At 43.6% G+C, this 13417-nt stretch carries 13 protein-coding genes and 1 pseudogene; 11 read left to right on the top strand and 3 right to left on the bottom strand.

Going from position 1 to position 13417, the window contains the following annotated elements; all coding sequences use genetic code 11:
• The first annotated feature begins 83 nt into the window (after positions 1–83).
• The 11 genes from hyaA (at position 84) to AB4238_RS08430 (ending at position 11909) form a co-directional block, all read left to right on the top strand.
• Positions 84–1220: a nickel-dependent hydrogenase small subunit gene (hyaA, locus tag AB4238_RS08480; protein ID WP_371991422.1), complete on the top strand. Its 1137-nt coding sequence runs from the start codon at positions 84–86 to the stop codon at positions 1218–1220.
• Between the two features lie 2 nt (positions 1221–1222).
• Entirely contained in the window at positions 1223–2926 is a 1704-nt protein-coding gene (hyaB, locus tag AB4238_RS08475) for a nickel-dependent hydrogenase large subunit (protein WP_372032861.1), read from the top strand.
• Positions 2927–2940: 14 nt separating this feature from the next.
• A complete protein-coding gene (gene cybH / locus AB4238_RS08470; RefSeq protein ID WP_372032859.1) occupies positions 2941–3609 on the top strand; it encodes a Ni/Fe-hydrogenase, b-type cytochrome subunit in 669 nt (222 codons plus the stop codon).
• A 9-nt stretch (positions 3610–3618) separates the two neighbouring features.
• Positions 3619–4176 carry a HyaD/HybD family hydrogenase maturation endopeptidase gene (locus AB4238_RS08465; protein ID WP_372032858.1) on the top strand — a complete coding sequence of 186 codons (558 nt, stop codon included), beginning with the start codon at positions 3619–3621 and terminating at the stop codon, positions 4174–4176.
• Positions 4163–5932 carry a NiFe hydrogenase gene (locus tag AB4238_RS08460; RefSeq protein WP_372032856.1) on the top strand — a complete coding sequence of 590 codons (1770 nt, stop codon included), beginning with the start codon at positions 4163–4165 and terminating at the stop codon, positions 5930–5932. Before AB4238_RS08465 ends, AB4238_RS08460 begins: the two co-directional genes overlap by 14 nt.
• Complete coding sequence (gene hypF / locus AB4238_RS08455) at positions 5932–8328, top strand: carbamoyltransferase HypF (protein WP_372032855.1); 2397 nt, start codon at positions 5932–5934, stop codon at positions 8326–8328. Before AB4238_RS08460 ends, hypF begins: the two co-directional genes overlap by 1 nt.
• A 99-nt stretch (positions 8329–8427) precedes the next feature.
• Entirely contained in the window at positions 8428–9183 is a 756-nt protein-coding gene (gene hypB / locus AB4238_RS08450) for a hydrogenase nickel incorporation protein HypB (RefSeq protein WP_372032853.1), read from the top strand.
• Positions 9183–9428 (top strand): HypC/HybG/HupF family hydrogenase formation chaperone, encoded by a 246-nt coding sequence (locus tag AB4238_RS08445; RefSeq protein ID WP_372032851.1) that lies wholly within the window; start codon positions 9183–9185, stop codon positions 9426–9428. The genes hypB and AB4238_RS08445 overlap by 1 nt, the downstream gene beginning before the upstream one ends.
• Positions 9428–10549, top strand: a complete 1122-nt coding sequence (hypD, locus tag AB4238_RS08440; RefSeq protein WP_372032849.1) for a hydrogenase formation protein HypD — start codon at positions 9428–9430, stop codon at positions 10547–10549. The genes AB4238_RS08445 and hypD overlap by 1 nt, the downstream gene beginning before the upstream one ends.
• Positions 10546–11562, top strand: coding sequence for a hydrogenase expression/formation protein HypE (gene hypE, locus AB4238_RS08435; RefSeq protein WP_372032846.1), 1017 nt, complete (start codon positions 10546–10548; stop codon positions 11560–11562). Before hypD ends, hypE begins: the two co-directional genes overlap by 4 nt.
• Positions 11562–11909: a hydrogenase maturation nickel metallochaperone HypA gene (locus AB4238_RS08430; RefSeq protein WP_372032845.1), complete on the top strand. Its 348-nt coding sequence runs from the start codon at positions 11562–11564 to the stop codon at positions 11907–11909. The genes hypE and AB4238_RS08430 overlap by 1 nt, the downstream gene beginning before the upstream one ends.
• A 91-nt stretch (positions 11910–12000) precedes the next feature.
• On the opposite strand, the gene AB4238_RS08425 is transcribed toward AB4238_RS08430, so the two are convergent.
• From AB4238_RS08425 to AB4238_RS08415, 3 genes and pseudogenes are all read right to left on the bottom strand, one after another.
• Complete coding sequence (locus AB4238_RS08425) at positions 12001–12507, bottom strand: tetratricopeptide repeat protein (RefSeq protein ID WP_372032842.1); 507 nt, start codon at positions 12505–12507, stop codon at positions 12001–12003.
• 12 nt (positions 12508–12519) lie between these two features.
• Positions 12520–12858: pseudogene (locus AB4238_RS08420) on the bottom strand (ISAs1 family transposase); the annotation flags it as partial.
• A gap of 20 nt (positions 12859–12878) precedes the next feature.
• Positions 12879–13283 (bottom strand): hypothetical protein, encoded by a 405-nt coding sequence (locus AB4238_RS08415; RefSeq protein WP_372032839.1) that lies wholly within the window; start codon positions 13281–13283, stop codon positions 12879–12881.
• Positions 13284–13417: the final 134 nt, after the last annotated feature.

The following is a 13417-nucleotide window of genomic DNA, read 5'->3' as shown; positions in this document are numbered from 1 at the left end:
ACGCATATCAATATTTCTACCCTTTTTGAGGCCTAGACTGATGATGTTGAGCAAATTACTTTCAAGAATAATAAGGTTTAACCATGGAAACACACGAAGCCCTATATCAGCAAGGTGTGGCGCGAATGGAGCAATTGCGTCAATTGCAACCACGTCATAGTGAATCGCTGCAAGATAAAATGCTACAAAATGGCATTAGTCGTCGAGACTTTATGAAATGGACTGCATCTGTAACGGCAATGCTAGCGCTGCCACTGCCCTTTAGCACATTAGTAGCAGAAGCCGCAGAGCTTGCTAATCGCGTCCCGCTAATTTGGCTGCATATGGCAGAATGTACAGGTTGTTCAGAATCATTGATCAGAACCGACACCCCTAATCTAGACTCTCTTATATTCGATCATGTCTCACTTGAGTACCATGAAACATTGATGGCCGCAGCAGGATGGCAAGCAGAAGAAAACCTTGAACATGCATTAGAAGCCTATAAAGGTAACTATCTATTAGCCGTCGAAGGTGCGGTTCCTACCGCAAACAACGGCGCGTACTTAACCGTTGGCTGTAAAGGCCATACAGGGCTTCATATTGTCAAGGAAGCTGCTGAGGGCGCTGCAGCAATTATCTCTGTTGGTACCTGCGCGGCATTTGGCGGTGTTCAAGCAGCAGCGCCAAATCCAACTGGTGCTAAAGGTGTTTACGAAGTCGTTAATAAGCCTGTCATTAACCTAGGCGGTTGCCCACCAAGCGAAAAGAACATTGTGGGTACACTGATGTACTTCATTATGTTTGGCAAACTTCCTGCTCTGGATATGTTTAACCGTCCTAAATGGGCCTACGGCGCGCGCGTTCATGATAATTGTGAACGTCGTGGTCGTTTTGATGCAGGCGAATTTGTTGAAGAGTTTGGCGACCAAGGTGCCAAAGACGGCTACTGTCTGTACAAAGTCGGTTGTAAAGGCCCTTATACCTATAACAACTGCCCTACAGAGCGCTTTAACCATCACACTAGCTGGCCTGTTCTAGCCGGACACGGCTGTATGGGTTGCTCTGAACCCAATTTTTGGGATGACATGGCTGACTTTGAAAAACCATTAGGTAGACAACTACTACACGGCTTAGACGCCACCACAGATACCATCGGCGCAGTCATTTTAGGTGCCACCGCTGTCGGTATCGGTGCCCATGCAGTCGCCAGTGTCTTTGCCAAATCTGAAGAGGAATAATCATGAGTAAACGTGTAGTTATCGATCCTATCACTCGTATTGAGGGACACCTGCGAGTAGAGGTAGAGGTTGACGAGAATAATGTGATTCAAAAAGCTTGGTCCTCTTCTACCCTCTGGCGTGGTATTGAGGTGATCTTAAAAGGTCGCACGCCAATGGATGTTGGTTTAATCGTACAACGGATCTGTGGTGTTTGTACCTACTCTCACTACCGATGTGGTACAGAAGCGGTAGAGAACGCGCTTGGGGTAAAAATTCCGCTAAATGCTAAGTATCTCAGAAGCTTGATGCAAACCTCGCTCAATATGCATGACCATATTGTGCATTTCTATCACCTACATGGCTTAGATTGGGTAGATGTTGTTTCTGCGTTAAGTGCAGATCCAGCACTTGCTGCACAAGTAGCTCTTAAATATACAGACAATCCTATTAGTGCTGGCGAAGGTGATTTACGCGCAGTGCAACAGCGAGTAAAAGGTCTAGTTGAAACCGGTAAGCTCGGTCCTTTTGCCAACGCTTACTGGGGTAACAGCACTTATCGATTTACCCCAGAGCAAAATCTGATTGCTTTATCGCACTACCTTAAAGCGCTAGAAGTACAGCGTATTGCTGCTGAGATGCTTGCTATCTTCGGCGGTAAATCACCTCACCCTCAGTCTATCGTAGTGGGCGGCGTAACGTCAGTACGTGACATGTTAAGCCCTGCTCGTCTGCAGGAATGGAAACAAAAACATGCCATCGTTAAGGATTTTATTATTCGCGCATACAAAGCTGATGTAGTCATGGCAGCGGAAGCGTTTGGCTCTGAACCAAGTGTGCTTGGTGGTGTAAACGTTAAAAACTTCTTAGCTACCGATGACTTCGTACTTGGTGATGGACAGTACATGTTCAACCAAGGCGTGATCATGAACGGCGACTTAGCTGGTGTGAGTGATTTGAACCCTGAGCTAATTAAAGAAGATGTCACTCATGCTTGGTATAAAGCAGATGGGGCACAACATCCTTATGACGGTACAACCGTTCCCGACTATACCGGATTTGTCGAAAGAGACACCGTTTACGGTAAGTTGCCGACTGTTGATGGAGATGGCAAGTATAGTTGGGTTAAGTCGCCTCGCTATCAAGGTGAACCCGTTGAAGTGGGTCCGCTTGCCTGTTTGTTAGTGAGCTATGCTCGTGGTAACCAAGTGGTGGTCGATGCAGTCAATGGACTACTTGCCGCTACCGGACTTCCTATTGAAGCACTATTTACGACTCTGGGCCGCACCGCCGCCCGTATGCTGCAAACTGTAATCGTTGCAGAAGAAGGCTTAAAAACCTTCGATGCCCTACTGACCAATTTGCAGTCGGATGAGTCTACTTACACCAAGCCAGAAATTGATAGCAATAAAGAGTATGTTGGCCACGCCATGATTGAGGCACCGCGCGGTATGCTAAGTCATTGGATCCGCATCAAAGGTGGCAAGGTCGAGAACTATCAAGCCGTTGTACCAACAACGTGGAATGCTGGACCAGTTGATGGACAAGGCAAAGTGGGTCCTTATGAGGCGTCACTTATTGGCTTGAAACTCGAAGATCCAACCAAACCTTTAGAAGTCATTCGAATCATTCACTCTTTCGATCCTTGTATGGCTTGTGCCGTACATGTGATGGACTACAAGGGTACGAATTTGGGTGAATTCAAAATCGATCCCAACGGATTCTAGTTAAGGGGGTTAGCATGGCTACTCAATCTGCACCCTACCAAAGAGAACTTGTTTTTGGTGCGGCGATCAGGATTTTTCACTGGTTAAGAGCATTAGCAATCTTGATCCTGGTGATCACGGGGTTTTATATCTCTTGGCCATTTTTGGTGGCACCAGAAAGCTCGGATGTTTTAGTACAGGGGTATATCCGCGCGGCTCACCAAATATTTGGTTTCCTACTGGTTTCCATCACGTTGGTAAGAGCTTATCTGTTTTTCTTCGGTAAGAGTGATATCGAAAGACGCTCCTTTAAGGATGTACTAAGTCCTAAGAGCTGGATCACTCAACTTAAGTCCTATTTATGGATGGGACATTTAGACAAAGCTGGAGTCTACGGGCCATTACAATTTGTGACTTACTTGGCAATTTCGGTTGTCGCCTTTCTTATCTGCGTTACGGGTCTGGTGTTATATGCCAATGTATATCATCAGGGGCTCGGCGGTATGCTCGGCGGTATGGCCAATTGGGTCACTATGATGATGGGCGGATTAGCACCCGTTAGGATCTGGCACCACTACTTTACTTGGGTGTTCATCATTTTTGTTGTGATCCATGTTTATATGGCAGTGTGGAGCGGGATCCGTTTCAAACATAACTCGGTGGACTCTATCGTCTCTGGTTACGATTACCATAAGAAGAAATAAAAGGAAAACATGAAGATATTGCTACTTGGTATTGGCAATGTCCTGTACGCCGATGAAGGTATCGGCGTACATTTCGTCAATTACATCCAAGAAAATTTCCGCTTCCATCATCCACAACATCAGCTTGATATGATGGATGGTGGCACCCTAGCGCAGGGGCTTATTCCCACTTTATGCAAATACGATTACTTACTGGTTGTAGATACCGTTAACGCCAACGGAGTTGAGCCAGGTGAAGTCTACTTTTTTGATTTTGATAACGCTCCCCCTGAAATTGACTGGCAAGGTAGCGCTCATGAAGTAGAGATGCTGCAAACGTTAATTATGATGGAAATGGTGGGCGACAGACCGAAAACATTTGTACTTGGCGTAACACCAACGGTGCTTGAACCTATGACTCTCGGCCTTACGCCGCAAATTCAAGCCGCTGTACCTTTGATGGAAAAAACCTTGTTCAATCACTTTGAAACACTTGGCTTCTCACATTCTCGACATGCCAACATTGATATCAATGATCTCATTCCCGACTCTTACAAACGTGGTTTAATCTTAGATGAAGAATATTAGATTTGAATTTGACTGTCAGCGCGAGGTGCCCTTCTATGGGCACCTCTGTAATCAATACTTATTGAATGAACAATATGATGTAAATATTGGTCAAAATGGCCATCGTTACTTTATAGAAGCACAGGGTGAACAAGCAGATCTAGAGTGCTTAGCGGATGCCATAGCAGAAGACTTTTTAATCTCCTCTTGGCTGATAAAACCACTTATTACCTTAATCGACTCGCCTATAGGCAGTAAAAAACTAATTCAGCACTCGCCACTAGCACAGGAATACTGCCAACAGTGCCAGCCTCATTTTGGCGACAACCAAGCTAAACACTTTGGCCAGCTTGATTATGTCTGTCCATGTTGCCAAGCAGATAAACGTATCAGTCAGCAGCTTAAAAACACTGGATTAGATGATGTTAAAATACTGCTAGATAAGCTAGAGCAGCAAGGTCATGTAACTCTGCCCTGTGGCACAAAAGATGCTGCAATTAGCATTAGTTACAAGCCAAACAGGAGTAACCCAAAAAGTAACAGACAGAACCTAGTGATCTGTAACCCAAATAACCTTAATGCCCATTTTGTGGTCACCGAGCAGCAAGTACTTGCCCTGTCTAGCATTGAAAAGCCACTGATTAGTTGTCGTCCAATCGACAACCACCCTAGGCTGACCGATCCTCTTTACTCACTTTGCTTTGCTAATTCACGATTACTTATGGTTATTTGTGAACTGCTACGCCAGCGCGGAATAGACTGGATCTACATTGAGGGGGCAAACAATCCGCACTTTACCCGAGTAGATTCTCACTGGCTACCGCTATGTGAAATAACCCAAGATAACAACATACTAAGTTATCTTTCAAGTAAGCAACCATTGCACGATGATGCACACTATGGCCGTTTTCAAGTGCAGTGGAAAAAAGATCATATTGAAGTCTGCACCGCTAAATCGAATATCCAACAGGATCTCGGTACTGATGCGAATTTAGATCTTGAGGCGGCGACATGTGCTCTGCATGCTGCAACCTTATCTCTGAAAAAGCCAAAGAACTGTGCAGTACTATATCTAAGTGATTCAAATAAAAGCCGTATAGTGACAATGGACGCTAAACAGCAATTGGAGCTATTTTTCGAATTTCCTACTTTACCGGATAACGGTTATGAAATAGTTCACCAAATTGATGCCTCTCCACAGAAACAATTGTTCGACAAATTTAAACAACGATATCCTGATGACTACCTTGCGCTATTAGCGTTAAAACTCGATGGCTCAACCAATAATATCCAGTCCTTATGGGCGATAGCTGCTGTATTACTCGGCGCAACTAATGGAAGTCACTCGGTTCCCGCAAATAAGGTGTTGCTGAGTGATTTTGTTATCGCCAATGCTTTACGCCATAGAGGCAGTAATGCACCGCGAATAGACTACCCTCTTACCCGTGGAGAAGCCCATAGAAGTCTTAATTGGTGTAAAACTCTTGGCAGCATCCTAAGTTTTAGGCTTGCAGAAGATGGAAATATTGAAAAGCTTGCGTTTGGTATGCATGACTCTCTTGCTGACTTTATCTGTAACTGGGTTGAACATTTAGATCAGAATATCTCTATAAAATCAGTGGTACTCGCCGGAAGTAGCTTTGATAATGAGCTTTTAGGCAAAAGAATCGCCTTACGTTTAGGTAAAAACTTCGATCTAAATCCCAATGCTCAAATGGACTTGGAGGGACTTAACATAGCAGTAGGCTCTCTGTTTTTAAAACAGCGAAGACATTAATGACTTTAGCGCTAATTCGAGTAAAAATAAAAATAACCGGCATCGTTCAAGGTGTCGGTTTTAGGCCGTTTGTTTATCGTTTGGCGGATGAACTTGCACTGTCTGGCAGTGTGCTTAACAATAGCGAAGGCGTAACCATAGAAGCACAAGCTAATGAGCATACGATCAAGCAGTTCAAGCAGCAACTAGCTTCACCGCCTCCCCTAGCTCGCATTGATAGCTTTGAAGTCAAACAGATCCCGCTGGTTATGACCACTGAAGGATTTAGTATCATCCACAGTCAGAATAATGCAGATGCACTTGTCGCGGTATCCGCAGATAAATGTACCTGTGATGATTGTTTCGCTGATATAAGCAACCCAAAGTCTCGCTATTTTAGATACCCGTTCACCAACTGCACAAATTGTGGTCCTAGATACACCATCATAAACAACTTACCTTACGACAGGTTCAACACTAGCATGGCAACCTTTACCATGTGCCCTGCCTGTGAACAGGAGTATCAAGATCCATTAAATAGGCGCTATCACGCGCAACCAGTAAGTTGTCCTAACTGTGGCCCTCAATTGCGCTTTTGCAATTCAAATTTGAGCACAACTAACAGCACCACAGAGCCGTTAGTACAAGCAGTAGAAGCGCTAAAATCCGGTGGGATTATTGCAATTAAAGGGCTTGGTGGTTTTCATCTAGTCTGCGATGCCACTAACCACCAAAGTGTAAGGACTTTACGTCAGCGTAAGATAAGGCCAGCAAAACCTTTGGCGATAATGGTTAAAAATAGCGAAGTCGCCAAGAAGTTGGTAATAGGCAATGATACAGAATGGCAAACACTAGCCAGTAATGAGCGACCTATTATCGTTATGCAAAAAAGGCGACAACCTGAGCTAGAGATAAGCAATATGGTTGCTCCTGATATCGATAGACTTGGGATCTTTTTACCTTATACGCCTATACATTATATGTTACTACAACTTATTGATTTTCCATTAGTGATGTCAAGTGCCAACCTTTCAGGAGAGCCGATCATTACAGAAGGTAAAGACGTTGCAAACAAGCTTGGGCATATTGTCGACCATATTTTAGACCACAATCGTCCGATTCTAAATGGATGTGATGACAGTGTCGTTCAAGTGATTAATAACAGGTTACAGGTTTTAAGATTAGCCCGTGGTTACGCACCGCTGTCTATCTATAGCCCACATAATATCAATAAACCAACACTAGGCTTGGGTGCACAACAAAAAAGCACCCTTTGCTTTGCTTTCGGGCACAACCTGTTTTTGAGTCCACACATCGGCGACCTAGTGTCTATAGAAGCCGAACGCTACTTTCACGACACACTAAGTACTTTTTCTCGGTTATACCACTTCGAAGCAAAAGAGTTGGTGCATGACAAGCATCCTAACTACTTTACTAGCCAATGGGCTACTGATGAAAGTTCAAAAATTAAAGTAGAAGTTCAGCACCACTATGCTCATGTACTAAGTGTACTGGCTGAAAATAAAACCACCGAACAAGTGCTCGCTTTCACATTTGACGGAACAGGCTTAGGTGATGATAACAGTCTTTGGGGCGGCGAAGTTTTGCTTGCTGATGCCTATAATTACCAACGTATTGCTCACTTATCCCCATTTAAACTTATTGGAGGTGAACAAGCGATTAAGCAACCTATAAGGCTACTTATCTCTATATTGCTTGAAAAATATTCACCAGAAGAAATTGTCTCATTGAAACTGCCACCCATCGAAAGGTTAAGTGAAAATCACTTCAATAATCTTTGCACTGTATGGCGTAACACATCGCCTAAAAACATAACTAGCTCTATAGGTCGACTATTTGACGTTGTTGCTGTGATGCTAAATCTTGTGGACAACATTCAATATGAAGGTCAAGCAGGAATACTACTCGAAACCGCCTCAAATAGAGTGACACCCACCAGTGACATGAATATAACTCAAGGGAGGATGAATGAGGAATCCCAAGGAAATGTTGTTGAAACTCACTGCTCTTTTAAACTGCATTTAACCCAAGACAATCAATGGCCAACCATTGAACTGATTGAGCAGCTGGTGGCAGAAATAAACAAAATGCCCCTCACCTCAGACAGAGTGAATGTAATCGCCAAAGCCTTTATGGATTGTATCGCCAACATGATAGGTGATGTGGCTAAAGACTTTAAGTCTACCCCCATTGTGTTAACAGGTGGGGTGTTTCAAAACCGTTACCTCTTAGAGCGCTGCGAAAGTCTACTCACAGCCCACGGAAACAAAATCATGCAACCGAATTTAGTACCCATAAATGATGCGGGTATTGCACTTGGCCAAACATGGTTTGCTATCAATAATTGTAAAGAAATCGCTGTCAAAGATATTGGTAACCGACCAACACAAACATGACATCTATCGCAATTTGAATCCTACTAACCTGATTTACATCAAGGTCGGTCAGCTTATTGTGATCGACAATGGAATATAACTTATATAACGGAGTTACCTATGTGCCAAGATTGTGGCTGTTCAATTACCCGTCATGACCATTCTTTAAGCCCAAGCCAAGCTCATGTCGATGACAACATAGCAACCAATCCGCAATTGAACGATAAAAAAACCTTATCTGTCATCCATAAAATACTGGATAAAAATGATCTTGAAGCACAGCACAATCGAAAACATTTCGAAGCTCAATCTGTGACAGCTTTTAATCTCATGAGCAGCCCCGGCAGCGGAAAGACGACCCTGTTAGAACATCTTCACCTACATACCGACCTCAATTATGCAGTGATCGAAGGTGATCTAGAGACTTCAAGAGATGCAGACAGATTGAAAGCTAAAGGCATAGATGCATTTCAAATTCAAACGGGCGCGGCCTGCCATTTGGATGCTTTTATGGTGCACAGCGCACTGCATCATATCGATCTAAAGCCATTAGATATCTGTTTTGTTGAAAACGTTGGTAACTTGGTTTGTCCAGCAAGCTACGATGTAGGAACCCACAAAAATATCGTGTTGCTGTCAGTACCTGAAGGCGATGACAAAATAGAGAAGTATCCGGTTATGTTCCGTCGAGCTGATGTTGTGCTGATCACCAAAGCAGATTTGATGCCTCACTTTGACTTCAGCATTGCCGAATCAAAAGCTCAACTTAAAAAACTAAATCCAAATGTGGAGCTGATTGAAGTATCAGTAAAAGACAGCCAATCTTTAGAAAAAGTGGCTAACTGGCTGGCCACCAACCTTGGAGGTGCAGCTTAATGTGTCTGTCTATTCCCTCTCAAGTTGTTGAGATCCACCAAGGTGAAGAGTCTGTAACAGTCGATACTATGGGTGTTAAGCGCAAAGTATCCAGTCACTTAATGACAGAGCCTCTAATTCTGGGTGATTATGTGTTGATCCATATTGGCTTTGTAATGAATAAGATCGATAAAGAAGATGCCCAAGAAAGCCTAAGTTTATATAAGGAGATCGTCGCCAAAATAGAACAAGAGGAGCAGAGCTGATGCTAACACTCAATGCTCTCTACAAGGGCTTTAGAGATCCCGAAGTAATTAAGTCATTGGCGAAAGAGATTAAGCTAGAAGCCGCCAAATGTAACGATAAAATTAATATTATGGAGGTTTGTGGTGGCCATACTCATACCATTATGAAGTATGGCATTAATCAGCTATTACCCGATAATATTGAGTTTATTCATGGCCCAGGTTGCCCAGTGTGTATTATGCCGAAAGAGCGTATCGACCACGCAGCGGCATTAGCAAGTATGCCTAATACGATACTAATCACCTTAGGCGATATGATCCGCGTACCCGGCTCCAAAGGGAGTTTGGCGCAATTTAGAGCAAATGGTTGTGATATCAGACCGATTTATGACCCACTCGATAGTTTAAAAATAGCGTTAGACAACCCAAGCAAAACAGTCATTTTCTTCGCCATTGGATTTGAAACCTCAACCCCAATGACTGCGGTATTGCTTGAGCAAGCTGAAAAGCGGCAGATAAATAATCTACTTTTTCATATTAACCATGTTCTTGTGCCACCTGCTATTGATGCTGTAATGGCAGATCCGGCCGCGAAAGTTAACGCATTCATAGGTCCTGCGCATGTTAGCGTGATCAGTGGCGCCAAAGTGTACCGTGCTGCCGTAGAGAACTATGACACGCCTGTGGTGGTATCAGGTTTTGAACCCGTGGATGTTATGGAATCTATCTTGATGATTACTCGGCAAAAAGCGAGATCACAATCAAATTTAGAGAATCAATATAGCCGCGCAGTATCAGAGCAAGGGAATTTAGCTGCGCAAGAGCTCGTCAATAAGTACATGACTGTTCGACCAAATTTTCGTTGGCGAGGGCTCGGTCCAATAGCAGATTCGGCATTAATGCTTCGAGCAGCATACCAACATAGAGATGCAGAAGTCGTTTATAAAGATCAATTGCCTCAACAAGAGATCGATGACCATAAAGCATGCCAGTGCGGAGATATTCTACGGGGGCTGTCAAAGCCAAAAGACTGTAAAGTGTTTGGACGTGGATGTAGCCCAGAGACCCCTTTAGGCAGTTGTATGGTCAGCTCTGAAGGTGCCTGTAATGCGTACTATAGATATAATGGAGTGACTGAATGAGCACCGTTAATGTGAGTAAAACCGTTCAGCTTAGCCATGGCGGAGGCGGCAAAGAGATGAACCGTCTGATCAAAGACATTTTCTTTAAAGCCTTCGACAACCCTATATTAAGGAGTGAAGAGGATTCAGCACGGCTGCACTTTAACGGCGATACTGCCTTTACCACAGACTCTTTTACTGTAGCACCGCTGTTTTTTGCAGGGGGAGATATAGGAAAGCTAGCCATAGCAGGCACAGTAAACGATCTTGCCATGATGGGCGCTGAGCCACAATTTTTAAGCAGTAGCTTCATTATTGAGGAAGGTTTTCCAATAGAAGATTTAAAAACTATCGTCGCAAGTATGGCAACAGAGCTTAAAAAGTCAGGTGCTCGAATAGTATGCGGAGATACAAAAGTAGTTCCTAGAGGCTGCGCTGATGGCGTGTTCATCAATACCTCTGGAGTCGGCCGTATTATCAATAACGGCATCTCAGTCAAAAACCTAAAGCATGATGATGTCATTATCGTTTCCCGAGATATAGGCCGACATGGCGCAGCAATTTTAATGGCTCGTGAAGGGCTAGCGGTTGAATCTGAACTCACCAGTGACTGTGCGACGTTATGGCCAATTGTGGAACAACTTATAGCAAGTAATGTTGAAATACACGCTATGCGAGACGCCACTCGTGGTGGCTTATCTGCTGTACTAAATGAATGGGCATCAGCATCCCAAGTCGGTATTACTGTTAATGAATCAGAAATCCCTGTTAGCCAGGAAGTCGCAGGTTTGTGCGAGCTTTATGGGTTCGAGCCTTTTGACTTAGCCAATGAAGGTACTTTTATCCTCGCTGTTGCGCAAGATTGTGCAGAGAAAACTCTACAGATCATGCAAACATTTTGTCACTGTGAGCAAGCAGCAATCATCGGCAAGGTTAATGATATTAAAAGGGGCAAAGTGATCCTGAATACGCCCTGGGGAAGTAGTCGATTTTTAGATGTGCCACAAGGTGAGTTACTGCCGAGGATCTGCTAGTGCATGAATATTCGATTGTCACTGCGCTTATCGAGCAATGTGAAAAACTAGCCGAGCAAAACAGTGCAAATAAAATTACCCGCGTTGACATAAAGCTAGGTATTTTAAGCGGTGTTGAACCGGCGTTATTAGAAACAGCATTCGAAGCATTTAAGCTTGAAGGGATCTGCCATGAAGCGCAGCTTAATATGCAGATCCAGCCTTTAGTATTGCAGTGTCATTCATGTAATGAACAAACAATCCACCAACAACGGAGTATTGTTTGCGACCATTGCCTTAGCACTAATACTACAGTGCTCGAGGGAGAAGAGATGTTGTTGATGCAATTGGAACTTGAGCAGAGTTAACTTTTGTATATGGATAAAGAAAAAACACCATTAAATTAGTTAATGGTGTTTTTATAGATAGAGGTCTAGCTAAGCCTGGCTACGTTTAACGTTAGTTAGTGGCATGCCTAAATTCATCAGATAGCTCAGCTTTGGATCTTTTCAAATTCTTCTGTGCTTGCTCAAAGTAACTCGGCGAAGTATCAATTGCTCTTTCAAACAGCTCTATTGCTTGATCATATTTACCTTCTAACATAAGGAAATACCCAAGGTCATTCAGCGCATCGGCCGGCTCCATCGCCTGTTCAAATGTTGCAAGCGCTCTTTTATATAAGCCTTTACGAACATAAACTAAACCAAGGTTTGTCCAAGCTCGATCTAGGTTTTGATCTTCTCTAATCGCTTGCCTTAAATACCTCTCTGCATTCGTTAACTCCCCAGTCAGATAATAAGAATATCCTAGATTAGAGATTAAGATAGCTGAATGAGGTTGCAGCTCTAGCAGTAAACGAAAATATTCACGAGCGCTTTCATGCTCGTTTTGAACATCATCGAGAATTGCTATAGCGTTGTATACTCTCGCAGGCGAGTCTCTGTCAGGGACATAGGGCGCGAGCATACTTTGATGGTTTTATAATCCAAAGAAGACTCGTGCTCGATAATCATCGCTCCACCCAGCTTTCTTCAACTTCACTTTTTGGCTCGGCGCTCCACAATCGTATTGCTTCAGCATGTTCATCACGAAGCGTCTAAATAACGCAATATTTTCTACTGCAGCGTCTAGCGTGATGCGTGAGTTATCCTATTTAAAAACAACATCTAATATATAGTGTTGACTGTTTTCGATCCGCCAGTGCTGCCGAATATAGTGTCCTAACATCTTATGATTAGCGGCCATAGAGCTAATGTAATATGACGTCTCTATTGTTGTTTTACCCTTGATATGACGATGCCTTTCCACAGCTATTATACCTGTCTCTTGATCAGATCTTATAAGCTCTCACCATCAGCCACCATTTCTTTCGCGACTCGATAGCCTACAACATGAGACTGCAATGTACTACAACCTTCCCAAACGGCCGCCCAGCTTGCTATACCTGTTCGCTTGGTATCGGTAAAACCACCCAGTTTTGCGATTGATTGATACGCCCATTTTAGGCTTGGTGCTCCTTTTTCTTTATGCCCTCTAGCCTTATTAAATCGCATTAACACCTTCCATTCATCCTCTTCGAGTACCGCGTCACAGCTTTGACTCTCTACGGCTTTGGCTTCTTCAATCAGACCTTTCTTGCGTAAATAATAAGGGATGGTGATGGCTTCTCTGAGTTGCAGTAAGCAGACACCAATAAAAGCTAAGATTGAAACGGCTCTTTCTAAGTTCTTAGGCTCCGTCATTCTTTGCCGCTCTGCACCTGCACCCGTTTTCCAGGCCTTGTGAAAATTTTCTATTGTTGCTGTTTATCCTGAATATAACTCAGTATGTCTGCTTCTCTATCACACACTGAAATGACCCGTGACATCATGTCCCC

Source organism: Shewanella sp. 10N.286.45.A1 (assembly GCF_041470405.1).
Classification (GTDB): domain Bacteria; phylum Pseudomonadota; class Gammaproteobacteria; order Enterobacterales; family Shewanellaceae; genus Shewanella.
This window is presented reverse-complemented; position numbering and strand designations above follow the sequence as displayed.